General features: G+C 75.5%; 13 protein-coding genes and 4 pseudogenes. 3 read left to right on the top strand and 14 right to left on the bottom strand.

Annotated elements, in window-relative coordinates:
• Positions 1 to 63: 63 nt before the first annotated feature.
• From ACIA6B_RS29445 to ACIA6B_RS29435, 3 genes are all read left to right on the top strand, one after another.
• Positions 64 to 2418, top strand: a complete 2355-nt coding sequence (locus ACIA6B_RS29445; RefSeq protein WP_396778306.1) for an AbfB domain-containing protein — start codon at positions 64 to 66, stop codon at positions 2416 to 2418.
• A 109-nt stretch (positions 2419 to 2527) separates the two neighbouring features.
• Positions 2528 to 2887 carry an SCP2 sterol-binding domain-containing protein gene (locus ACIA6B_RS29440; protein ID WP_396778304.1) on the top strand — a complete coding sequence of 120 codons (360 nt, stop codon included), beginning with the start codon at positions 2528 to 2530 and terminating at the stop codon, positions 2885 to 2887.
• Between the two features lie 5 nt (positions 2888 to 2892).
• Positions 2893 to 4941, top strand: coding sequence for a glycogen debranching N-terminal domain-containing protein (locus ACIA6B_RS29435; protein WP_396778391.1), 2049 nt, complete (start codon positions 2893 to 2895; stop codon positions 4939 to 4941).
• A 96-nt stretch (positions 4942 to 5037) separates the two neighbouring features.
• Here the strand turns inward: ACIA6B_RS29435 and cobA are convergent, their stop codons facing one another.
• The 14 genes and pseudogenes from cobA to cobN form a co-directional block, all read right to left on the bottom strand.
• Positions 5038 to 6681, bottom strand: coding sequence for a uroporphyrinogen-III C-methyltransferase (gene cobA / locus ACIA6B_RS29430; protein WP_396778302.1), 1644 nt, complete (start codon positions 6679 to 6681; stop codon positions 5038 to 5040).
• Positions 6678 to 7274 carry a precorrin-8X methylmutase gene (locus tag ACIA6B_RS29425; RefSeq protein WP_396778301.1) on the bottom strand — a complete coding sequence of 199 codons (597 nt, stop codon included), beginning with the start codon at positions 7272 to 7274 and terminating at the stop codon, positions 6678 to 6680. The genes cobA and ACIA6B_RS29425 overlap by 4 nt, the downstream gene beginning before the upstream one ends.
• On the bottom strand, positions 7271 to 8278 hold the full coding sequence (locus ACIA6B_RS29420; RefSeq protein WP_396778389.1) for a HoxN/HupN/NixA family nickel/cobalt transporter: 1008 nt from the start codon (positions 8276 to 8278) through the stop codon (positions 7271 to 7273). Before ACIA6B_RS29420 ends, ACIA6B_RS29425 begins: the two co-directional genes overlap by 4 nt.
• Before the next feature lie 63 nt (positions 8279 to 8341).
• Positions 8342 to 8565: pseudogene (locus ACIA6B_RS29415) on the bottom strand (4Fe-4S binding protein); the annotation flags it as partial.
• Positions 8553 to 9743: pseudogene (gene cobJ / locus ACIA6B_RS29410) on the bottom strand (precorrin-3B C(17)-methyltransferase); the annotation flags it as partial. The pseudogenes ACIA6B_RS29415 and cobJ, both read right to left, overlap by 13 nt.
• Before the next feature lie 156 nt (positions 9744 to 9899).
• A pseudogene (locus ACIA6B_RS29405) lies at positions 9900 to 10433 on the bottom strand (precorrin-3B C(17)-methyltransferase); the annotation flags it as partial.
• A complete protein-coding gene (gene cbiE, locus ACIA6B_RS29400) occupies positions 10421 to 11752 on the bottom strand; it encodes a precorrin-6y C5,15-methyltransferase (decarboxylating) subunit CbiE (RefSeq protein ID WP_396778387.1) in 1332 nt (443 codons plus the stop codon). The pseudogene ACIA6B_RS29405 and the gene cbiE, both read right to left, overlap by 13 nt.
• A pseudogene (locus tag ACIA6B_RS29395) lies at positions 11713 to 12729 on the bottom strand (cobalt-precorrin-5B (C(1))-methyltransferase); the annotation flags it as partial. The pseudogene ACIA6B_RS29395 and the gene cbiE, both read right to left, overlap by 40 nt.
• A gap of 50 nt (positions 12730 to 12779) precedes the next feature.
• Positions 12780 to 13619, bottom strand: a complete 840-nt coding sequence (cobM, locus tag ACIA6B_RS29390) for a precorrin-4 C(11)-methyltransferase (RefSeq protein ID WP_396778299.1) — start codon at positions 13617 to 13619, stop codon at positions 12780 to 12782.
• Positions 13616 to 14404 carry a precorrin-2 C(20)-methyltransferase gene (gene cobI / locus ACIA6B_RS29385; RefSeq protein ID WP_396778297.1) on the bottom strand — a complete coding sequence of 263 codons (789 nt, stop codon included), beginning with the start codon at positions 14402 to 14404 and terminating at the stop codon, positions 13616 to 13618. Before cobI ends, cobM begins: the two co-directional genes overlap by 4 nt.
• Positions 14401 to 15762 carry a cobyrinate a,c-diamide synthase gene (locus ACIA6B_RS29380; RefSeq protein ID WP_396778295.1) on the bottom strand — a complete coding sequence of 454 codons (1362 nt, stop codon included), beginning with the start codon at positions 15760 to 15762 and terminating at the stop codon, positions 14401 to 14403. Before ACIA6B_RS29380 ends, cobI begins: the two co-directional genes overlap by 4 nt.
• Entirely contained in the window at positions 15759 to 16370 is a 612-nt protein-coding gene (cobO, locus tag ACIA6B_RS29375) for a cob(I)yrinic acid a,c-diamide adenosyltransferase (protein WP_396778293.1), read from the bottom strand. The genes ACIA6B_RS29380 and cobO overlap by 4 nt, the downstream gene beginning before the upstream one ends.
• 81 nt (positions 16371 to 16451) lie before the next feature.
• The gene (locus ACIA6B_RS29370; RefSeq protein ID WP_396778291.1) at positions 16452 to 18773 is read right to left on the bottom strand and encodes a VWA domain-containing protein; all 2322 of its coding nucleotides are present in this window, start codon (positions 18771 to 18773) and stop codon (positions 16452 to 16454) included.
• Complete coding sequence (gene cobN / locus ACIA6B_RS29365) at positions 18770 to 22438, bottom strand: cobaltochelatase subunit CobN (protein ID WP_396778289.1); 3669 nt, start codon at positions 22436 to 22438, stop codon at positions 18770 to 18772. The genes ACIA6B_RS29370 and cobN overlap by 4 nt, the downstream gene beginning before the upstream one ends.
• Positions 22439 to 22715: the final 277 nt, after the last annotated feature.

The raw sequence follows: 22715 nt of genomic DNA, 5'->3' as shown, positions 1-22715 counted from the left end.
GGCACCCACCGCCAGCCGCCGGCGGCGCAGCTCGGCCCTGACGGCCCGCCCGATGGAGACGGCATGACACGTCCCGGTCCCGTCCGCCTCGCCACGCCCCTGCTGGCCGTTCTCACGCTTGTCGCCGGCCTGCTCACCGCGCCGGCCGCGCCGGCGCACGCCGTGCCGGCCAAGAACCCGCCGCTGACCACTCCCTGGACCGCCCAGGCCCTCGACGGCGTGCCGCTGCCGGACTATCCGCGACCGCAGATGACCCGGCCGGACTGGCTCAACCTGAACGGCGAGTGGCAGCTACGCCAGTCCGCCACGGACGACGCCCCGCAGTTCGGCACCGACCTGCCCGAGCGGATCAACGTGCCGTTCCCGGTGGAGAGCGCGCTGTCCGGGGTGCAGCGGGCGGCCGGCGACAACCGCAACCACCTGTTCTACCGGCGGACCGTGACGGTGCCGACGACCTGGAGCGGGCGTCGGGTGCTGCTGCACTTCGGCGCCGTCGACTGGCAGACCACGGTCTGGGTCAACGGCGTGGCGGTGGGCGGCCACACCGGCGGCTACGACGCCTTCACCTTCGACGTCACCGCGCAGTTGCGCGGCGGCGCGAACGAGATCGTGGTGAAGGTGTGGGACCCGACGGACAGCCGGCAGAGCGGCAGTCTGCCGCCGATCGGCAAGCAGACCAAGCAACCCGGCGGCATCTTCTACACGCCGAGCTCAGGCATCTGGCAGACGGTGTGGCTGGAACCGGTGCCGGCGGCGTCGATCAGCAGCGTCGACCTCTACCCACGCCTGGCCGACAACACCCTCCGCGTCCGGGTCCGCACCCGCGGGGACGTCAGCGGGCACCGCGTCGAGGCCGAGGCGCTCGACGGTTCCACCGTGGTCGGCTCCGCGACCGGCGGCTTCACCGAGTTCACGGTGCCCGTGCCGAACGCCCGTCGCTGGTCCCCCGACGACCCGTTCCTCTACCATCTGCGGATCACCCTGCGCGACGCGGCGGGCGGTCAGGTCGACCGGACCACGCACTACTTCGGCATGCGTGAGATCAGCACCGGCGTGGTCAACGGCGTCCTGCGGCCGAAGCTCAACGGCCAGTTCGTCTTCCAGACCGGCACGCTGGACCAGGGCTTCTGGCCGGACGGGCTCTACACCGCGCCCACCGACGCCGCGCTCGCCTTCGACCTGCAGAAGCACAAGGACCTCGGCTTCAACATGGTGCGCAAGCACATCAAGGTCGAACCGCAGCGCTGGTTCTACCACGCCGACCGGCTCGGTCTGCTGGTGTGGCAGGACATCCCGTCACTGACCGCGCAGGACATCGACGCGACCGACGCGCAGCAGGCGCAGCTCGAGGCCGAGGCCCGCGAGATCGTGGACGAGCACCGCAGCTCGCCGGCCGTGGTCACCTACACCGTCTACAACGAGGGGTGGGGGGAGCGCGCGCTGGCCGACACCCGCCGGGTGGCCCAGAACGTGAAGAACCAGGACCCGACCCGGCTGGTCAACGCGCACAGCGGTTACAACTGCTGCCAGTCGTTGGGCAACCCCGGCAACGGCGACATCGACGACTGGCACGTCTACCTGGGGCCGGACTCGCCGGTGCCGTCGAGCAGCCGGATCGCCGTGCTCGGCGAGTTCGGCGGCCTCGGCCTGCGCGCGCCCGGACACGAGTGGAGCCCGAACGGCGCGTTCTTCGCGTACGAGTGGCAACCGAACGCCACGGCGCTGACCGACCGCTACGTCGGCCTCGTGCAGGGCACCCAGAACCTCATGCTCGGCAAGGGACTGAGCGCCTCGGTCTACACCGAGATCGCCGACCAGGAGGGTGAGCTGAACGGATTCCTCACCTACGACCGGCAGGTGGTCAAGATGGACCAGGCCCGGGTACGGGCCGCCAACCTGTCCCTCATCAACGCGTCGAGATCCGTCGGCAGCTCCGCGCCGGTGGCACTGCCGCTGAACACCCGCCGTTCCTTCCAGGTCACCACCCCCGGACTCACCAACCGGTACCTGCGGCACCGGGACAGCCTCGCCTACACGGAGGTCGTGGACGGGAACAGCTCCGCGCTGCTCAGGAACGACGCGACCTACACGGTCCGGGCCGGTCTGGCCGACGCGACGTGCTACTCGTTCGAGTCGGTCAACTTCCCCGGGCAGTTCCTCCGGCACCAGAACTCGCGGGTACGCAACTCGCCGAACGACGGCTCGGCGCTGCTCCGCGCGGACGCCACCTGGTGCGCCCGGGTCGGCGTCACCGGAAGCGGCGTCTCGGTGGAGTCCTACAACTTCCGCGGCAGATACCTGCGGCACTACGACTCCGAGGTCTGGCTGAGCAACGGCACGGGCGGCGAGGCGTGGAACTCACCCGCGCTGTGGGCCGCGGACAGCACCTGGAACATCACGACGCCCTGGGCGCCCTGAGCGGGTCTGCGTGGTTTGCACCCCGCGCCGACGGTGCGGGCGGTGTTAGAGCCGCCCCGGCGCGGGTAGCCACCGCCGGCCAGACACCGGTGGCAGCGAGGAGGTCCGGGTGACGCCGATCGACGCCTTCTTCGACGGTCTGGGTCGGAGCGGTTCCGACGAGCGGCTCGTCAAGGTCAGTGGCAGCGTGCGGTTCGACATCCACGACGACCGAGGGGTACACCACCGGCGTCTCGACATCGACCACGGGCGGTTACGGGTCACCGCGGACGCCGGCCCCGCCACCACGGTCATCACGCTCTCCGAACGGACCGCCGTGGCGATGGTGGCCGGCGGGATGAACGGGCTGGCGGCGATCGCCCGGGGCGAGATCATGGTCGACGGTGACCTCGCGCTGGCACTGCGGATCGGACGGCTGTTCTCCGCGCCCGCGACGGCGGCCGGCCGGCCGGGTGGAGGCGCCGCGTGAGGGACGTGCCGGGCACCGTGTCGTGCATCGACGGGAACACGTTCGTCGTCTCCGACAGCAGCGGGGACATCGAGGCCTCGTCGGCCGCGCCGGTGGGTCTGTTCTCCGCCGACTCGCGCTACCTGTCCCGGTGGGTGCTCACCATCGACGGCGAGCGGATGACCGCCCTCTCGGTGGACGACAGCCAGTACTTCGAGGTGGCGTTCTTCCTCGTGCCGGGCGGCCGGATGGACTACGTCCAGGCGGACGTGTCCGCGATCCGACGACGCCGCATCGGCGCCGACATGGTCGAGACCGTCACCGTCTTCAACTACGGCGAGTCGGATCTCGACCTCGCGGTACGGCTGGAGGTGGCCGCCGACTTCGCCGACATCTTCGAGATCAAGTTCGCCGCCGACGCGAAGGTCGGCGAACGCTACGCGCATGTCACCCCCGACGAGCTACGGCTGGGCTATCGCCGGGCCACCTTCCAGCGGGAGGTCGTCCTCACCGCCAGCCAGCCGGCGACCTTCACCCCGGAGCACCTCGACTTCCCGATCCGGCTGGCCGCCGGATCCAGTTGGACGGTCGAGGTGCGGGCCGAGATGAGAGCGCCGCGACCCGACGGCGTCGACCTGCGGGCCGGGCTCCGGGTCCACCGGCCCGACGCGTCGACCCTGCCCGACGGTGTCCGCGCCTGGGTGGCGGCGGCTCCGACCCTGGACACCGACAGCCCGGTGCTGCGCCAGGTCTACCAACGCAGCCTGGTGGACCTGGCGGCGCTGCGGTTCACGCCGCTCTCGCTCGGCGGCGCCACCGTGCCCGCCGCCGGGTTGCCCTGGTTCATGACCCTCTTCGGCCGGGACAGTCTGCTCACCTGTCTCCAGGCGCTGCCGTTCACCCCGTCCCTGGCACCGGCCACCCTGCGGATCCTGGCCTCCCTCCAGGGCGCGCGCACCGACGACGTGTTGGAGGAGGATCCCGGCCGGATCCTGCACGAACTGCGCTACGGCGAGTCAGCGGCCTTCGAGGAGCAACCCCACTCGCCGTACTACGGCACGGTGGACGCCACACCGCTGTTCCTGGTGCTGCTCGACGAGTACGAGCGGTGGAGCGGCGACGCGGACCTCGTCCGCGAGCTGGAACAGGAGGCACGCGCCGCGCTGGACTGGCTGGACAACCACGCCGACCTCACCGGCGCCGGCTACGTCTCGTACGAACGCCGCAACCGCTCCACCGGCCTGGACAACCAGTGCTGGAAGGACTCGTGGGACAGCATCTCCTACGCCGACGGACGACTCCCGGGCTTCCCCCGCTCGACGTGCGAGACCCAGGGCTACGCCTACGATGCCAAGGTCCGCGCGGCCCGGCTGGCGCGTGCCTTCTGGAACGATCCGGCCCTGGCCGAGCGTCTGGAGCACGGGGCGGCGGCGTTGTACGAGCGGTTCAACCGCGACTTCTGGTTGGCGGACCGCGGCTACTACGCCCTGGCGCTCGACCGCGACGGCACGCCGGTGGACAGCCTGTCCTCCAACATCGGGCACCTCCTGTGGAGTGGCATCGTCCCGCCGGAGCGCGCCGGACGGGTCGCCGAACTCCTGATGAGTCCCGCGCTGTTCGCCGGCTGGGGGGTCCGCACGCTGGCCGAGGGGCAGGCCCGCTACAACCCGCTGGGCTACCACAACGGGACCGTGTGGCCGTTCGACAACTCCTTCATCGCCTGGGGCCTGCGGCGCTACGGACTGACCGACGAGGCGGGACGCATCGCCGAAGGAATCATCGAGGCCGCGGGCTTCTTCGAGGGTCGCCTACCCGAGGCGTTCGGCGGGTTCGACCGCCGGACCACCCGCTACCCGGTCCGGTATCCGACCGCCGGCAGCCCGCAGGCGTGGTCCAGCGGGGCATCGCTGCTCCTGCTCCGCACGATGCTGGGCCTGGAGCCACACGAGGACCACCTGGCCACCACCCCGGCGCTCCCGCCCGCCTTCGAACGGATCACCCTGCTGGACATTCCCGGCCGCTGGGGCCGGCTCGACGCCTTCGCGCGTCGCCGGCCGGGTCCGGCGAGCCCCTGAGCGGGGCGCTGCGCATCGAGGCGTTCCGCCACCCACGGCGCTCGCCCCGGCCCGGTCCGGGACACCGGTCGTCGCCCACGCCCCGCCCGCCCGCGGTCAGCCCAGCGCGGCCACCTGACCCACCACGAACACCGCCGGCGGACGGATACCCTGCTGGGCGGCGACCGTGCCGATCTCGTCCAGCCGGGCCGGCACCGCGCGTTGCCCGGGGTGCCCGGCGTCCTGCACGGCGAGCACCGGCGTCTCCGGGGCGCGGCCGTGCTCGACCAGCACGGCGGCGATCTTGGCGATGGTGTCCACCGCCATGAGGAGCACCAGTGTGCCCCGGGCCCGGCCCAGCGCCGCCCAGTCGACAAGCGAGCCGGGGTGACCCGGCGGCAGGTGCCCGGAGACGACTGTGACATCGTGCGCGACGCCGCGGTGGGTCACCGGCACACCGGCCAGCGCCGGCGCGGCGAACGCACTGCTCACGCCGGGCACCACGGTCACCGGCACACCGGCCTCCGCGCAGGCCCGCACCTCCTCGTGGCCGCGACCGAACAGGTACGGGTCGCCGCCCTTGAGCCGGACCACCCGCCGGCCGGCGCGGGCGTGTGTCACCAGCGCCGCGTTGATCGTGTCCTGCGCCATCGACGGACCGCGGGGCACCTTGGCCGCGTCGACCACCAGCACGTCGTCACGCAGCCCCGCGAGCAGCCCCTGCGGGGCCAGCCGGTCGACCACCACCACGTCCGCGGCGTCCAGCAGGGCCTTTCCGCGTACCGTTATCAGGTCGTCCGGGCCGGGCCCGCCGCCGACGACCGCGACCGACCCCGCCGTCGCCTCGTGGTGGTGCTGGTGGCCGTGGTGATGGTGGCCGTGGCCGTGGCCGTGGTGATGGTGGTGACCGTCGACCGGGTCGTCCGGGTGGTCGTGCGGGCGCTGCGGACGGCCCACCTTGTCGGCGAAGCCCGGCATCAGCACCCGGTACGCGCAGGTGTCGCAGTTCATCCGGATGTCCCCGGCCAGCGCCTCGGCGTGCCGTTCGAGCACCAGGTCGGCCAGCGCGTCGCAGTCGCCGATCACCTCGGCCACCCGCACGTCCAGATCCGGGTGCGCGGCGGCGAACTCGGCCGACCGGGCGACGATCCGGTCCGGCAGCACCCCGGCGAACAGGAAGTACGGCGCCACCACGATCCGCCGCGCCCCGAGCCGGCGCAGCCGTTCCAGCACCGCCGGCACCGACGGCTCCGCGAGGGAGATGAACCCCGGCTCGACACCGGCGTAACCGCGTCCCTCCCAGAGCAGCCGCGCGACCTTCGCCACCTCGGCGTTGGCGTCCGGGTCGGTGGAGCCCCGGCCGATCAACGCGATCCACGTGCCGGCCCGGTCGGCGCCGGCCAGCGCGGCGTCGATCCGCTCCTCGATGGCGGCGTGCAGCAGGGGATGCGGGCCCAGCGGACGGCCGTAGCGGTAGGTCAACCCGGGGTGGCGCTGCTGCTCGCGGGCCATCGCGGCGGGAATGTCGCCCTTGCCGTGCCCGGCGGCGGTGAGCACCAGCGGCAGCGCCACCAGCGCCCGGTGTCCCCGCTCCACCAACGCGGTCACCGCGTCGGTCAGCGGCGGACGGGACAGCTCGATGAAGCCACCCTCGACGTCTTCGACGACACCGCGTCGACGAACCCGCTCGACGAGCGCGGCGAACTGGTCGACCCCGGCCGCGCTGCGCGTACCGTGCCCGACGATGACCAGAGCGGTCATGGCACCTCCTCGATGTAGAGCAGGGCGTTGAGGGCGGCGGCGGCGACCGCCGAACCGCCCTTCTCCCCCACGTTGGACACGGCGGGCAGGCCGCTGGCCCGCAGCGCCGCCTTGGACTCGGCGGCGCCGACGAAGCCGACCGGCAGACCGACGACAAGCGCCGGTGCGGCGGCCAGCGTGAGCAGTTCGACAAGCGCGGTCGGCGCGCAGCCGACCACCCAGACCGCGCCCGGACCGACCCGGTCCAGGGCGATCCGCACGGCCGCCGCCGACCGGGTGATCCCGGCGGCCCGGCCCAGCTCGGCGGCGGCCGGCTCGGCGACCGGGCAGACCAGGTCCAGGCCGGCCCGGGTGATCCCGGCGGCGACCATCGCCACGTCGGTCACCACGGGCACGCCGGCGCGCAGCGCGGCCAGCCCGGACGCCAGGCCCGCCTCGTCGCAGACCAACTCGTCGACGTACGCCAGGTCGGCGCTGGCGTGCACCACCCGCTCGGTCACCGCGCGGGTCAGCGGCGGCAGGTGCGTGAGGTCGACCCGCTCGCGCAGGATCCGGTACGACTCCGCCTCGATCGGGTGCACCACCCGGCTCACGGCTGCTCCCCGGTGCCGGCGGGCAGCGTGCCGGCGTAGCGGCGGTCGTAGCCGCGCAGCTTCCACAGCGCGACCGCGCCCACCCAGGAGGCCACGAAGAGGCCCACCACGACGTATCCGAGCTGCTCGAAGTGGTCCGCGACGGCGGCGTACCCGGAGAGCGCGGTCATCCCCAGGTGGTCGACCAGCAGCCCGGCCAGGTAGACGCTGGCCACCACGGCGCCCACCAGCACCGTCATCGCGGTGGTGGCCAGGTTGTAGAAGAGCCGTCGGGCCGGCTGCCGGTACGCCCACGAGTAGGCGCGGCTCATCAGCAGGCTGTCCGCGGTGTCCATGGCGGACATCCCGGCGGCGAAGAGCAGCGGCAGGGTGAGCAGGGCCAGCACCGGCAGGCCACCGGCGGCGGCGGTGCTCGCCGACAGCGCCAGCAGGGTCACCTCGCTGGCGGTCTCCAGGCCGAGGCCGAACAGGAAACCGACCGGGGCCATGTGCCACGAGGAGCGCACCAGCGCCCTCGCCCGGCCGCCGAGGACCCGCTGCATCAGCCCCCGGTTGAGCAGGTGCAGGTCCAGCTCCCGCTCGTCCAGGCCACCGTGGCGCAGCCGGCGCCACAGCCGGGCCAGCCCGCTCAACACCACCGCGTTGAGCACCGCGACCAGCGTCAGAAACACGGTGGCGGTGACGATCGCGACGGTGGCCCCCAGCTCGCGGGCCCGCACCAGCCCCGCGCCGCTGAGGTTCGTCGAGGCCAGGCCGACGATCAGGGCCAGCAGCAACACCACCGCGCTGTGCCCGAGGGCGAAGAAGAAGCCGACGCCCACCGGCCGCCGACCGCGCAGCAGCATCAGCCGGGTGGTGTCGTCGATGGCGGCGATGTGGTCGGCGTCGAACGCGTGCCGCACCCCGAGCACGTACGCCAGGGTGCCGGCGCCGGCCAGCCCACCGGCCGCCGCGGGCTGGTTGTTCCAGTACAGGTAGAAACTCCAGCCGGCGACGTGCAGCATGGCGACGGCGAGCACGATGCCGCCGAGGCGGGCCCGTTCGGCGCGGCTCCACCGGCCGACCGGAGGTGCGGTGCTGGCGGCGGTCGTACTCATCGGGTTCCTCCACGTTCGTCGGGGTCGGTGAGCCGGATCGCGTCCACCGGGCAGATCTCCACGCACTCCAGGCAGCCGGTGCAGCGGTCGGCCCGGACGGTCAGGCCGCCGGCGACCGGCCGGATCGCGTGGGTGGGACAGGTGAGCAGGCAGGCGCCGCAGCCCTGGCAGGCGCCGATGGTCACGAGCGCCACCGGTACCCCCGGGGCGTGACCATCCGACCGGCGACCAGGCGGGTGTCGCTGCTGCCCACGACGACCACGCTGTACATGTCGACCACCTGCGGATCGAGGGTGGCCAGGGTGGCCAGGTGCACTCGCTCGCCGTCGCGGCTGGCGTTGCGCACCACGCCGACCGGGGTGTCCGGTGGGCGGTGCGCGGCGAGGATCGCCAGGGCCCGGCCGAGCTGCCAGTCGCGGGCCCGGCTGCGCGGGTTGTAGAACAGCGCCACGAAGTCGCCCTCGGCGACGGCGGTCACCCGCCGCTCGATGACCTCCCAGGGGGTGTGCAGGTCGGACAGGCTCAGGTACGCGTGGTCGTGGCCGAGCGGGGCGCCGAGCAGCGCGCCGGCGGCCAGCGCCGCGGTCACCCCGGGCACGCCGACCACGTCGATCCGCTCGTCGGCGTACTCCAGGGCGGGGCTGGCCATCGCGTACACCCCGGCGTCGCCGGAGCCGATCAGCGCGACCGCCCGGCCGGCGGCGGCCTCGGCGACGGCGGCCCGGGCCCGGGCCTCCTCCGCGCCCAGCCCGCTGGCCACCACCCGGGTGCCCGGGCGCAGCACGCCGCGCACCTGGTCGACGTACTGGTCCAGGCCGACGACCACGGCCGCCCGGCGCAGCTCGGCGACCGCGCGGGGGGTACGCAGGTCGGCGGCGCCCGGCCCGAGCCCGACCACGGCGAGCCGGCCGCGCGGCGCGTGCCGGGCCACCGCCACGGTGGCCATCGCGGACGCCGTCTTGGGCACCAGCAGTTCGGCGTCGCCGGACCGACCGTCGACGTCGAGCAGCGCGGCGGCCTCCGCGACGCTGGGTGTGCCGACCGCGGCGCGCACCACCTCGCTGGGGTGCGGCACGTCGACCGCCGCCAGCGTCGCCGCCGGATGCGTCACCAGCGGTACGCCCAGCGCGTCCGCGGTCGCCACGATGCCCGTCTCGTCGGCCTTGACGTCGACGCTGGCCAGGTAGCGCAGGCTGGCCGGGCTGAGCCCGGCCGCCGTCAGCTCCCGGTGCAGCAGGTCGCGCACCTCGGCGGCGGGCACGCCCCGGCTGGCCCCGATCCCGGCGACAAGCGACGGGGGTCGCAGCACGGCGGTCCGGTCGTCCGGCGGCACCAGCCGGTCGGTGACCAGCAGCCGGTAGCCGGCCGGCGCGACGTCCGCGGCGTCCGTGACGTCCGCGACGTCCGCGACGTCCCCGGCGTTCGTGGCATCCGCGACGTCCGCGGCGTTCGTGGCGTTCGTGACGTCCGCGGCGTTCGTGACGTCCGCGGCGTTCGTGACGTCCGCGGCGTTCGTGACGTCCGCGACGTCCGCGGCGGACGGGCGGACGTTCGGCGGCAGGGCGGGCAGTGGCCAGTCGGCGTCGGCCACCAGCCGGACCGGTTCGCCGTCCAGGACGGCCCGGGAGACCGCGGCGACGGCACCCTCCACCGGCCAGCCCAGGGTGTCCAGGCCGGGCAGGTCGACCGCGTCGGTGGCGGTGGTGACCACCGGCCGGGCGTCCACCAGCGCGCCGACGGCCTCGGCGAGGGCGTTGCCGCCGCCGGCGTGCCCGCCGAGCAGCGCCACGGCGTGCCGGGCCGCCTCGTCGACGACCACGACGGCCGGGTCGGTGCGCTTGTCGCCGAGCAGCGGCGCGAGGATCCGGACCACCGCGCCGGTGGCCAGGAAGGCGACCACCGCGTCGCAGTCGGACCAGGCGGTTCGCAGTGCGTCGGCGACGCTCTCCCCCGGCACCAGCCGGGCATGCGGCCAGGCGGCGGCGACGGTCCGGGCGTGGCGTCGGCCGGCGGCGGTGGCCGCGACGAGCCCGATCCGGGCGTGCGAGGTCAGGTGGTGCACGTGCGCTCCCCGGTGAGGACGACCACCGGGTTGGTGGCCGCGAGACGGATCGACCCGCCGGGCAGGTCGGCGAGGCGGGCGGCGGAGAGCTGGCTGCCCCCGGCCCGGTAGCCGGCGTCGCGCAGCAGCGCCACGGCCGGCGCGACCCGGTCCAGGGCGGCCAGCGTGAGCACCACCCGGTCGGGGCGGCGGGCCAGCACGGCGGCGAGGACGTCGGTGCCCCCGCCGCCGACGAAGACCGCGTCCGGTTCGGGCAGGCCGGCCAGCGCCGCCGGGGCCCGCCCGACGACCAGCCGTACGTCGACGGCGTGCGCGGCGGCGTTCGCCCGGATCGCGTCGGCGGCCCCGGCGTCCCGCTCGACGGCGAGCACCGCCGCACCGAGCAGGGCGCACTCGACGCCCACCGATCCGCTGCCCGCGCCGACGTCCCAGACCAGCCGGCCCAGCCGGGGACGCAGCCGGGCGACGACGAGGGCGCGTACCTCCGACTTGGTGATCATGGAGTCGCGGTGGGCGTAGGCGCTCTCCGGCAGGGCCCACCCGTCGACGGGCGCGGCGGCCGGCTGGTTGTCCCACCGCATCCCGCCGGGGTCGGACACGGCGACGCTGAGCAGCACGTGCGGGTCGGCCCACGTCCCGGCGGCGGCCTGGGCCGGGGTGACCTCGCGGATCCGTTCGGCGTCGGTGCCCAGGTGCTCGGCGACCAGCAGCCGGCGGGACCAGCCGACCAGCCCGACGCCCAGCTCGGCGGCCCCGGCGCCGGGGGCGGTGAGCACCGCCACCAGCGGCAGTGCCCGGCAGGCGTTCAGCGCCGGGCGCGGGTCCCGGCCGTGCGCGGTGACCACCGCGGCGCCGTCCCAGGGCAGCCCGGCGCGGGCGAACGCGGCGGCCACGCTGGACACCGCCGGCACCACCCGCAGCGGCAGCCCGGCCGCGCGCAGGCGGCGGACGATGCCGAACAGGCCGGGATCGCCGCTGGCCAGCACCACGGCCGGTACGCCGGCGGCGACGGCGGCGACCAGCCGGTCCACGGCGGGGGCGAGCGGCCCGAGCGTGACGGTGGCCGCGCCGGGCGGCACGGGCACCGCGGCCAGGTGCCGGGCCGCGCCGACGACCAGCCCGGCGGCGGCGAGCGCCGGCGTCAGGGCGGGATGCGCCGGCGCACCGGCCGCGTCCAGGCCGACCACGGTCACCGTGCTCACCGTGCCCACCGGCCGGTGGCGGCGACCGTGCGACTCCCGGCGAAGTCGACCATCGCCACGTCCACCGTGACGGCGTGCCCGGCGAAGCGCAGCAGCACCTGCCGGACCCGCTGGCAGAGCAGGTCCCCGGCCGGGCCGAGCAGCCCGGCGGCCTCCCACAGCTCGTACGCGTGCCGGCCGGTGTTCGCCCCGGTCACGGCGGCGACCAGCGCCGGGTCGCCGCCGGCCTCGGCGGTCACGGCGCCGAGCAGCGACAGGTCCACGGCGGAGCGGGTGTAGTGGGTCATCAGGACGCCGGCGGCGAGCTTGGCCAGCTTGCCGGCCATCCCGACGAACACCACACCGGTCATGCCGTCGGCGACGGCGGCCCGGACCGCCGCGCCGGTGAAGTCACCGACCTCGACGAAGCAGACCTCGGGTAGTTCCGGCAGCAGCGCGCGGGCCGCCCGCTCGGTGCGCCCACCGGTGCAGAGCACCACGGTCCGCTCGCCCTGCGCGGCCATGACGTGCACGGCCTGCACGACGCTGGCCCGCCAGGAGGCGGTGGAGAAGGGCCGGACGATCCCGGTGGTGCCGAGGATCGAGATGCCGCCGAGGATGCCGAGCCGCCGGTTGGTGGTCTTGCGGGCCATGATCTCGCCCCCCGGGACGCTGATCACCACCTGGACGCCGACCTCGGCCAGGTCGACCACCTCGGCCACCGCCGCGTCGATCATGCGGCGTGGAGTGTCGTTGATCGCCGGGCCGCCCACGGCGAGCCCCAGGCCGGGTTTGGTGACGGTGCCCACGCCCGGCCCGCCGGCCAGGCGCAGCCCGGGGGCGGCGGCCCAGTCGACGGTGGCCGTCAGCTCCGCGCCGTGGGTGACGTCCGGGTCGTCACCGGCGTCCTTGACCACGACCGCCTCGGCGCGCCGCGGCGGGACGCCGGTCAGCTCGCAGCGGGCGACCGGGAAGCGGACCCGGCTGCCGGCCGGCAGCCCGATCTCCACCTCCGGCTGCGGCACGCCGGTGACCAGCGCGGTCACCGCGGCCTTGGCCGCGGCGGTCGCGCAGGCCCCGGTGGTCCAGCCGGTACGCAGCGCGGTGGGCCGCACCTTCGCGGTACGCGGCAGGTCCGGCTCCCGCAGCGGCGGTTCCGGGTAACTCACCGGGAACCGTCCGACGGATCGGTGGGGTGGGCGGCGGCGCGGCGGCGCAGTTCGGCCCGGGCGGCCGGCTCGGCCCGCCGGTAGGTGTGGAAGTGCCCGGGGTGGTAGAGGTGGGAACGCGTCCCGGCGGCGGCCAGCGCCGGCCCGACCAGGAAGAGCGTGTGCTTCCACAGCCGGTGCTCCTTGACCGTCGCCGCCAGGGTGCCCACCGTGCAGCGCACCACCAGCTCGTCCGGCCAGGTCGCCCGGTACGCGACCACCGCCGGGGTGTCCGCCGGGTAGCCGCCGGCCAGCAGCTCGGCCTGCGCCTGCCCGGACCGTGCGGCGGAGAGGAACAGCGCCATGGTGGTGCCGTGCCGGGCGAAGTCGCGGACCCGTTCGCCGGGCGGCATCGGGGTCTTGCCGCCTTCGAGACGGGTGAGGATCACTGACTGGGCGACCTCGGGGACGGTCAGTTCGCGTCCGGCGATCGCGGCGACGGCGGTGAACGACGAGACGCCGGGAACGATCTCGACGGCCAGGCCGAGCGCCCGGCACAGGTCCAGTTGCTCCTGCACCGCGCCCCAGAGCGCCGGGTCGCCGGAGTGGACCCGGGCCACCGTCAGCCCGCGCCGCGCGGCCCGCTCGTAGAGCGGCAGCACTCCCTCGACGGGCAGTTGCGAGGAGTCCACGATCTCCGCGTCGGCCCGGGCGTGGCCGAGCACGTCGGCGTGCACCAGGCTGGCCGCCCAGATCACCAGGTCGGCGTCGGCGATCACCCGGGCCGCCCGCAGGGTCAACAGGTCCGCCGCGCCGGGGCCGGCCCCGACGAACCACACCTTGCCGGAGCTGGTCACAGTTTTCCTCCTCGGCGGTCCCGGCGGGCGGGGACCAGCAGCGTCGACAGGTACGGCAGGTCGTGCTCGGCGTCGTCCACCGCGCCGATCCGCTCGTCGGGCAGCCCGAGGCCGCACCCGAGCACGGCGTCGCCGAGGCGGCCCTGCCGGCGCAGCTCCCCGACCAGCTCCGGGTGCCGCCGCCAGCCCTTGTACGCGACCACGGTGCCCGGGCCGGCCAGCGCGTCGGCGAAGAGCGCCAGCCCGGCGGTCGCCGGTAGCAGGGTCAGCGGCTCGCGTCCCTCGCAGAGCGGGGTGCCGCTGCGTGCGGCCAGCTCCTGCATGGCGGTGATGCCGGGCACGGTGGCGACCCGCACCGCCGGGCGCAGCGCGCGGACGCTCTGCGCCAGGTAGCCGAAGGTGGAGTAGACGTTGGGGTCGCCGATGGTGGCGAAGGCGAGCGCCCGCGCCCCGGCGTCGACCGCCTCGACCACCACCCGGGCGGCGGCGTCCCAGGCCGCCGCGCGCCGGGGGCTCACCCCGCCCCGGTCGTCCAGGGCGAACGGCAGCCGGCGCAGCCGGTCCGCCCCGACGTGCGCCAGCACGGTCCGCTCGGCCCGCCCGGCGGCCCCGCCCTGGTCCGCGCCGCCCGCGGGCCGGTCCGCCATCACGGGTACGAAGACCACATCGGCCGCGCGCAGCATCCGTACCGCCCTGAGGGTGAGCAGTTCCGGGTCGCCGGGGCCGACGCCGATCCCGGTCAGCACCGCGTCGACGGGCGCGGCGGCTCCGGTTCCGGCGGTCATCGGCACGCCTCGACCAGGCGCCGGGCGGCGTCCGGGTGGCCGGCCCAGTGGGTGTGCAGGTAGGAGGCGTGCACCCGGCCGGCCACGAAACCGTGCGCCGCGCCGTTCCAGCGCCACGCCGGCCGCTCGCCGTGGCCGGGGTCGGTGGTGGTGCGGTGGAACTCGTGTCCGCGTACCGCGTCGCCGGCCCGGGCCACCGGGGAGTCCGCGGCGGCGACCGCCTCCCGGTAGCCGAGGGTCAGCCGGCCGGTCATCCGGGCGGTCAGGTCGAGCCGCCCGCACATCGGCGCGCCGTCCAGGGACCGGCCGAGGTAGAGCAGCCCGGCGCACTCGGCGACGATCGGCCCGTCGAAGGCGGCCACCTCGGCACGGAGTGTGGCGTTGCCGGCCAGCGCCTCCGCGTACGCCTCGGGGAACCCGCCCCCGACGACCACCGCGCGGGTGCCGGCGGGCAGCGCCGGGTCGCGCAGCGGGTCGACGGTGACCACGTCGGCGCCGGCCGCGGTGAGCAGTTCGGTGGTCTCCGCGTACGAGAAGGTGAAGGCCGGACCACCGGCGACCGCGACCAGCGGGCGGTCCCGGCCGGCCGGGCCGCCGACGGCGGCGACCGGGTCCCAGGCGGGCGCCCGCAGCGGCGCGGCGGTGCGGGCCAGGTCGAGCACGGCGTCCAGGTCCACCGTGGACTCGACCAGTTCGGCGAGGGCCGCGACGATCGCGAGCGACTCGGGCGCCCGCTCGGTGACCGGGACGAGCCCCAGGTGCCGGGCCGGGGCGGCCACCTCGGCGGCCCGGGTGACCGCCCCGAGCACCGGCACGCCCACCTCGGCGAGCGCGTCGCGCAGCAGCGTCTCGTGCCGGGGCGAACCGACCCGGTTGAGGATCACCCCGCCGATGCGCACCGTCGGGTCGAAGGCGGCCATGCCGAGGGTGAGCGCGGCGGCCGACCGGCCCTGCGCGGTGGTGTCGAGCACCAGCAGCACCGGCGCGTCGATCAGCCGGGCGACGTGCGCGGTGGAGGCGAAGTCGCCCCGGCCCACGGCGCCGTCGTGCAGGCCCATCACGCCCTCGACCACGGCGACGTCGGCGGGCGTGGGAACGCTCGCGCCGTGCCGCAGCAGCGGGGCGATCCGGTCCGCGCCGACCAGGAAGGGGTCGAGGTTGCGGCCGGCCCGGCCGGCGGCGAGCGCGTGGTAGCCGGGGTCGATGTAGTCCGGACCGACCTTGTGCGGGCTGACCGTCAGGCCACGGCGGCGCAGCGCGGCGAGCAGCCCGGTGGCCACCGTGGTCTTGCCGTGCCCGCTGGCCGACGCGGCCACCACCAGCCGGGGCAGCGCCCAGGGCGTCGTCGGGCCGGTCACCACTCGATACCCTTCTGGCCCTTCTGGCCGGCGTCCATCGGGTGCTTGACCTTCGTCAGCTCGGCGACCAGGTCGGCCGCCTCCACCAGCCGGGGGTCGGCGTCCCGTCCGGTGATCACCACGTGCTGGAAACCGGGCCGGTCGGCGAGGGTGGCGACCACCTCGTCGACGTCCACCCAGCCCCACTTCATCGGGTAGGTGAACTCGTCCAGCACGTACAGCCCGTACCGCTGGGCGGCCAGGTCGCGCTGGATCTGCCGCCAGCCCTCCAGCGCGTCGGCGGCGTGGTCGGCCGCCCCGCCGCGCTGGATCCAGGACCAGCCCTCGCCCATCTTGTGCCAGGCCACCGGCGCACCCTGACCGGTGCGCTCGTGCACCTCGCCGAGCGCCCGGAAGGCGTTCTCCTCCCCCACCCGCCACTTGGCGCTCTTGACGAACTGGAACACCCCGATCGGCAGGCCGGCGGTCCAGGCCCGCAGCGCCAACCCGAACGCGGCTGTCGACTTCCCCTTCATCTGTCCGGTGTGGACGAGCAGCAGTGGCCGGTGCCGCCGCTGCCGGGTGGTCAGCCCGTCGTCGGGCACCGTGCTCGGCTTCCCCTGTGGCATCAGCGTTCTCTCCTCGTCGTCATCCCCGCGAGCACTCCCGCGATCTTGCGGTTTCGGTCCGCCATGTGTGCACTTCGTCCGCTATGCCGGGGCAGCAAGTGCAAGATCGCGGGCGAGAGGGCGGGTGACGGCGTTCAGCAGGTGATGGGGGGCATCGAGCTGGGTGGCCAGGCGGCGGGCCAGGTGTAGGCGAACGGGGCCCGACTCGCAGTCGACGACCACGCAGGGGGCGCCGGTGGCGGCGAGCACCGTCGCCGCCGTGGCCGCCCGCTCCAGCGGACGCCGGCCCGCGGTGGCCCGACCGTCGGTGACGACCAGCACCAGCGGGCGGCGCTTCGGGTCGCGCAGCCGTTCCCGGCGCAGCAGGTCGGCCGCCGCGAGCAGGCCCTCGGCCAGCGGGGTACGCCCACCGGTGGACAGCTCGGCCAGCCGGACCGAGGCGGTCAGCACCGACGAGGTGGCCGGCAGCAGGGTGTGGGCCCGGTCGCCCCGGAAGGCGATCACCGCCACCTTGTCCCGCCGCTGGTACGCGTCGGTGAGCAGGGCGAGCACGGCGTCCTTGACCGCCGTCATCCGCTCGCGGGCGCCCATCGACCCGCTGGCGTCCACCACGAACAGCACCAGGTTGCCCTCACGTCCCTCGCGGACCGCCTCGCGCACGTCGTCCGGGCGCAGCCGCAGTGGGCCGGTGAGCCGACCCCGGGCCGCCTGGTGCGGCGCGCCCGCGCGGACCGTGGCCGGCAGGTGCAGCGCGGCCACCCGACCGGCCGGCACCCGGGCGCCCGTGGTGCGGCCCCGCCCGGTGCGGGCCCGGGACCGCCGGCCGGGCACCCCGTCCCCCACCCCGGGCGCGGTGAGCAGCCGCGCCGTCAGCCCACCCCGGGGTACGGCCACCGACTGACCGGCGGCGGCGTCGCCCGGACGCGGCCGACCACGACGCTGGTCGTCGCCGTCGCCGTCGCCGTCGCCGGGCCCGCCGCCGTCGACCCACCCGGGTCGGCCGTCCGCCGGCCGTCCGGCGGGACCGTGCGACCTGTCCCCGGTGAACGGCTCTCCGTCGGGTCCGCCTCGGTCGGCGTCGGGTCCACGACGCTCGGCGTCGACGGTGTCGCGCCCGCCGGAACCGTGCCGCCCCGGGCCGGCCCCGTCCAGACCACGACCGTCCCCGGCCGCCGGGGCTCCGCCGCGTCCGTCCGGGCCGCCCCCGCCGAAGCCGGGACCGTCCCCCGCCGCCCCACCGGGACCGCCCGGACCGCCGGGACCGCCGGGACCGCCGGGACCGCCGGGACCGCCGGGACCGCCCGGACCGCCCGGACCGCCGGGACCGCCCGGTCCGCCGCCCCGCGGGCCGTCGCCGTCGGGGCCGCCGTCGTCCGGGTCGTCGGGGTGCTCGTCCTGGGCACGCTGCAACGCCTCGTCGAGGCGCTTGTCGTCCAGGCCGGGAGTGTCGAACGGGTCGCGGCGACGCCGGTGCGGCAGGGCCAGCCGGGCGGCCACCCGGACGTCGTCGACGGTCACCCGGTCCCGCCCGTGCCAGGCGGCGTGCGCCATCGCGGTACGGGCGGTGACGATGTCGGCGCGCATCCCGTCCACGTCGAACGCGGCGCAGACCTCGGCGATCTGGCGCAGCGAGGAGTCCGGCAGTCGCACCCGGGCGAGCCGCTGCCGGGCGGCGGCCACCTGTCGGGCGGTCCGCGCGTCGGCCTCGGCCCAGCGGGCGGCGAAGCCGGCCGGGTCGGCGTCGGCGGCCAGCCGGCGACGGACCACCTCGACGCGGACCGCCGGGTCCCGGCTCGCGCCCACCTCGACGGTGAGCCCGAACCGGTCGAGGAGCTGCGGGCGCAGCTCACCCTCCTCCGGGTTCATGGTGCCGACCAGCAGGAACCGGGCGGCGTGGCTGACCGAGACGCCCTCCCGCTCGACGTGGTTGCGACCCATCGCGGCGGCGTCGAGCAGCAGGTCGACCAGGTGGTCGTGCAGCAGGTTCACCTCGTCGACGTAGAGCACGCCGCGGTGCGCGGCGGCCAGCAGGCCCGGTTCGAAGGCGCGTACCCCCTCGCCGAGCGCGCGCTCCAGGTCCAGCGAGCCGACCACCCGGTCCTCGGCGGCGCCGACCGGAAGCTCGACCAGCCGGGCCGGCGCGGTCTCGGCGGCGGCGCCGGCGGGGTGCGGACCGTCCGGGCAGGCCGGGTCGGGCGCGGCCGGGTCGCACCCGAACCGGCAGCCGGCCAGCCGCCGCACCGGCGGCAGCAGCGCGGCGAGGGCCCGTACGGCGGTGGACTTGGCGGTGCCCTTCTCGCCCCGCACCAGCACCCCGCCGATCGCCGGGGAGACGGCGTTGAGCAGCAGCGCCAGCCGCATGTCGGCCATGCCGAGCACAGCGCTGAACGGGTAGGTGCTCATGCGCGTTCCTCCAGGTCACCCTCGCTGGCGAGGTACGTGTCGCGGAGCCGGTCCAGGGTGGCCGGCTCCGGCTCGGCCCACAGTCCCCGGTCGGCGGCCTCCAGCAGCCGCTCGGTGATGCCGCGCAACGCCCACGGGTTGGACCGCTCCAGGAAGTCACGGGTGGTGTCGTCGAAGACGTAGGCGGCGGCCAGGTGCTCGTACATCCAGTCGTCGACCACCCCGGCGGTGGCGTCGTAGCCGAACAGGTAGTCCACGGTGGCGGCCAGCTCGAACGCGCCCTTGTAGCCGTGCCGGCGCATGGCGGCGATCCACTTCGGGTTGACCACCCGGGCCCGGAACACCCGCCGGGTCTCCTCGCCCAGCGTCCGGGTGCGCACGTCGTGCGGCATCGCCGAGTCACCCACGTACGCCTCCGGCGAGGCGCCGGTCAGGTGGCGGACCATCGCCACCATCCCGCCGTGGTACTGGAAGTAGTCGTCGGAGTCGACGATGTCGTGCTCGCGGGTGTCCTGGTTCTTCACGGCCACCGCGATCCGGGCGAACGAGCGTTCCATGTCGGCGCGCGCCTCCCGCCCGTCGAGACCACGGCCGTAGGCGTAGCCGCCCCAGACCGCGTACACCTCGGCGAGGTCGGCGTCACTGCGCCAGGTACGGGCGTCGATCAGCGGCAGCAGTCCCGCGCCGTACGCGCCCGGCTTGGAGCCGAAGATCCGGGCGGTGGCCCGCCGCTCGTCGCCGTGCTCGGCCAGGTCGGCGGCGACGTGCGCGCGGACGAAGTTCTCCGCGTCCGGCTCGTCCAGCGCGGCCACCCGCCGGACGGCGTCGTCGAGCAGCGCCACCACGTGCGGGAACGCGTCACGGAAGAACCCGGAGATGCGGACCGTCACGTCGACGCGGGGCCGGCCCAGTTCCGCGGTCGGTACCACCTCGACGCCGGTGACCCGCCGCGACCGGTCGTCCCACACGGGTCGGCAGCCGAGCAGGGCCAGCACCTCGGCGATGTCGTCGCCCTGGGTCCGCATGGCGCTGGTGCCCCAGACGGACAACCCGACCGACCGGGGGTACGCGCCGGTGTCGGCGAGGTGCCGGGCGAGCAGCGAGTCGGCCAGCGCCGTGCCGACGTCCCAGGCGTTGCGGCTGGGAATGGCCTTGGGATCGACGGAGTAGAAGTTGCGACCGGTGGGCAGCACGTTGACCAGCCCCCGGGTGGGCGAGCCGGACGGGCCGGGCGGCACGAACCGGCCGTCCAGGGCGCCGAGGGTGTTGGCCAGCTCGTCGGTGGTCCGCGCCAGGCGGGGCACCACCTCGGTGGCGGCGAAGCGGAGCACCGCGGCGGCGTCCGGGACGGCCCGGCCGGTCACCTCCGCGACCACCGCCTCGACCGCGTCGGCGTCCCAGCCGAGGGTCTCCATGCCGACCACCAGCCGGCGCGCCAGCGCCTCGATCAGGTCGACGGCGTCGGCGGCGGTGGCCGACGGCCCGTCCACGACCTCGGTCAACGCGGCCGGCAGGACCACACGCTGGCCCGGGGACGCGAGCAGCGCCTGCTCGTCGAGGCCGTACGCGCCGGCCAGGGCCTGCCGCAGGCCGGGCAGGGCGCGGGAGCCGCCCCAGACCTGCGGGGCGCGTAGCACCGCGAGGACCAGGTTGACCCGCGGTTCGCCGGTGGGGGCGGCAGCGAGGACGTGCAGCCCGTCGCGGATCTGCACGTCCTTGACCTCACAGAGGTAGCCGTCGAGGTGCAGCACGAAGTCGTCGAAGTCGTCGGCGTCGGGCATCGCCTCGGCGTGCAGGTCGTGGTGCAGTTCGGCGGCGCAGACCAGGTCCCAGATCTGCGTTCGCACGGTCGGCGCCTTGGCCGGGTCGAGGGCCTGCACGGTGGCGTACTCGTCGAGCAGTTGCTCCAGTCTGGCCAGGTCTCCGTAGGTCTCGGCCCGGGCCATCGGCGGCACCAGGTGGTCGACCACGACGGCGTGGGCACGCCGTTTGGCCTGGGTGCCCTCACCGGGATCGTTGACGATGAACGGGTAGACCAGCGGCAGGTCGCCCAGCACCGCGTCGGGGGCGCAGTCGGCCGCCAGGCCGAGGCCCTTGCCGGGCAGCCACTCCAGGGTGCCGTGCTTGCCCAGGTGCACCACGGCGTCCGCGCCGAACCCACCGTCGGCGACCGGCGCGGCGAGCCAGCGGTACGCGGCCAGGTAGTGGTGGCTGGGCGGCAGGTCCGGGTCGTGGTAGATGGCGATCGGGTTCTCCCCGAAGCCGCGCGGCGGCTGGATCAGCAGCACCACGTTGCCGAAGCGCAGGCCGGCCAGCACGATGTCCCCGCCGTCGGTGTACAGCTCGCCGGGCGGCTCACCCCAGTGCTCCCGCATCCGCTCGCGCAGCGGGGCGGGCAACTCGTCGAACCACCGCCGGTACGTGCGCCCCGGTATCCGGGCCTCGGCGGCGCGCTGCTGCTCCGGGGTGAGCCACTCCACGTCGTGGCCGCCCGCGGCGATCAACGCGTGGATCAGGGCGTCGCCGTCGTCGGGTGGCGGGGCGTCGCCCAGGTGGTAGCCGGCCTCGGCCATCGCCGCGAACAGCCGGACGGCGGAGGCCGGGGTGTCCAGACCGACCGCGTTGCCGACCCGGGAATGCTTGGTCGGGTACGAGCTGAGCACCACCGCGACGCGCTTGTCGGCGGCGGGCACGTGCCGCAGCCGGGCGTGGCGGACCGCGATGCCGGCCACCCGGGCGGCCCGGTCGGGGTCGGCGGCATAGACCGAGAGCCCGTCGGCGTCGATCCGCTTGAACGAGAACGGCACGGTGATGATCCGGCCGTCGAACTCGGGGATGGCCACCTGCATGGCGGCGTCCAGCGGGGACAGTCCGGCGTCGCTGCCCGCCCACTGCTCGCGGGTGCTGGTGAGGCAGAGGGCCTGGATCACCGGCACGTCCAGCGCCGCGAGGGCGCCGACGTCCCAGGCGTCCTCGTCGCCGCCGCCGGAGGCGTCCGCGGCCACCGCTCCGCCGGCGGCGAGCACGGTGACCAGCAGCGCGTCGCACCGGCCGAAGAGTCCGAGCGGACCGGCGCCGGTGGTCAACCCCCGCAGCGAGCCGCAGAAGATCGGCAGCGGGTTCCCGCCGGCGGCCCGTACCGCGTCGGCGAGCACGTCGACGAAGCCGGTGTTGCCGGCCAGCGCGTGCGCCCGGTAGAAGACGATCCCCACGGTGGGCCGGCCGGGCACGATCTCCGGATCGCCGTGCACGCCGTAGGCCGGGGTGGGCACGGGCGGGGCGAAGCCCTCGCCGGTGAGCAGCACCCGGTCGGCCAGGAACCGGGCCAGCCGGCCCAGGTTCGCCGGGCCGCCCTCGACCAGGTACGCGAGCGCCTGGGTGACCACACCGGACGGCACGGTGGAGACCGCCATCAGCTCCGCGTCGGGCAGCGCCTCACCGCCGAGCACCACCGTGGGGACGCCGCCGGCCAGCACGGCGGCCAGCCCGTCCGGCCACGTCTGCCGGCCGCCGAGCAGGCGTACGACGGCGAGATCGACGCCGTCGACGAGCGCGGGCACCGCGTCGGCGGCGACCCGTGCGGGGTTGGCGAGCCGGTAGTCGGCGTCGCTGGCGCGGGCGGCCAACAGGTCGGTGTCGGCGGTGGAGAGCAACAGGATGCGCACGGGAAACTCCGGAGAGTGACGCTCGGGGTCGCACGGAGGCGACCGGGGCGAAGCGGGAGGGGAGCGGCGTCAGCGGGTGCGGCGACCCGCGGCGCGACTCACCGGGACGCGGGTCGGCGAGCGGTCAACGCCGGCGGCAGGCGCCCCGACCGAAGGGGTCCACGGTCCCGGGTGCGCCGGCGCGGGGCATGCCGGCACGACCGGCGCCCTGCCGGGCGACGGGTGCGGCGGAGCGTCCACCGTGCGGGTCATGACGATGATCGTCGATGAAAGAGAT

It is taken from the genome of Micromonospora sp. NPDC051141, assembly GCF_044455765.1.
In the GTDB taxonomy this organism is placed as follows: domain Bacteria; phylum Actinomycetota; class Actinomycetes; order Mycobacteriales; family Micromonosporaceae; genus Micromonospora.
Note: the sequence above shows the minus strand (reverse complement) of the source record. Positions and strands in the feature narration are given on the sequence as shown.

What these genes read in the sequence shown, in the direction of transcription:
- cobO (WP_396778293.1), bottom strand. Translation starts at nt 16,370, where the DNA reads ATGCCACAGGGGAAGCCGAGCACGGTGCCCGACGACGGGCTGACCACC.
- ACIA6B_RS29445 (WP_396778306.1), top strand. Translation starts at nt 64, where the DNA reads ATGACACGTCCCGGTCCCGTCCGCCTCGCCACGCCCCTGCTGGCCGTT.
- ACIA6B_RS29420 (WP_396778389.1), bottom strand. Translation starts at nt 8,278, where the DNA reads ATGCTGCACGTCGCCGGCTGGAGTTTCTACCTGTACTGGAACAACCAG.
- cobI (WP_396778297.1), bottom strand. Translation starts at nt 14,404, where the DNA reads ATGACCGCCGGAACCGGAGCCGCCGCGCCCGTCGACGCGGTGCTGACC.
- cobA (WP_396778302.1), bottom strand. Translation starts at nt 6,681, where the DNA reads ATGACCGCTCTGGTCATCGTCGGGCACGGTACGCGCAGCGCGGCCGGG.
- ACIA6B_RS29370 (WP_396778291.1), bottom strand. Translation starts at nt 18,773, where the DNA reads ATGAGCACCTACCCGTTCAGCGCTGTGCTCGGCATGGCCGACATGCGG.